Source organism: Enterobacter cloacae complex sp. I1M (assembly GCF_014982425.1).
GTDB lineage: Bacteria > Pseudomonadota > Gammaproteobacteria > Enterobacterales > Enterobacteriaceae > Enterobacter > Enterobacter intestinihominis.
This window is the reverse complement of sequence record NZ_JADCLG010000069.1, coordinates 1-867: the sequence shown is the minus strand read 5'-3', so window position 1 is coordinate 867 and position 867 is coordinate 1. Positions and strand designations below refer to the sequence as shown.

The window sequence follows — 867 nt, the reverse complement described above, 5'->3', positions numbered from 1 at the left end:
GGATAAGGACGGGTTATGCTCTATATTTTCAATGAGAATATTGTTTATGATGACGCTCAGTGTTCTTTAACTAACTGTAAGAGTTATGACTCGATCCTTCTTCCAGCAACGGCCTCAAGGTTGCTGTCTTTGTTTATCAGATATCAGGGGTCAACTTTAACCCGTGAAGAAATCCTCAATTGCGTATGGGATGAGTACGGTTATAAAGCGTCCAACAATACACTTACACAATATGTATCGTTGATTAGAAAAAATTTTCAGTTACTTGGTGAAACAGCCGATATCATCATCACTATTCCACGTACCGGTTTTGTGATGAACAAAGATGTAGAAGTGAAAATGATCGAACCCGGAGCAGAAAAACAAGACCTGTTGCTTCCGGATACCCGTTCATTCAGTGATGATTTTCTAGCTGACACGGTCGAACAGGGGATGTCTCTTACAGAGACTAATACAGATACAGGCACTGAAGAGGACAGTACGACTTCCATTACAAAAAACAGTAAAAGATTAGTATGGTTTCATGGCCTTAATGCATTGTCATTAATCATGTTCTTACTTATTTGTTATCATATTCAGCTTAAAACTAATGAGATGAAAGTATCCAGGGTATACCAGGTCGGTACGATTGACAGCTGCCCTGTATATATGTTTTTCAGAAGTGCGCATGAACTGCTCCCCGTGAGACTCACCTTAACTGAAAAGATAGCCAGAGAATCAATACCTTGCCTCCCAGGAAGCTTTTATATCTCTCAGCAGGAAGACAGCCTGATTTTTGATGAAGCAGGACGTTTATTCATCAGCAGATGCAGTTATCAGGCTGGCAACAAGAAAAAGTTATCCAGTTGCAAGAGCGTATATAGCCAT

Annotated in this window: 1 protein-coding gene; it reads left to right on the top strand. The window is 40.1% G+C overall.

All coding sequences use genetic code 11. The features are described 5' to 3' along the window. Nucleotides 1-15: 15 nt before the first annotated feature. Nucleotides 16-867, top strand: an 852-nt coding sequence (locus tag INF86_RS22240; protein ID WP_193543948.1) for a winged helix-turn-helix domain-containing protein, incomplete at its 3' end; no start/stop codon positions are given.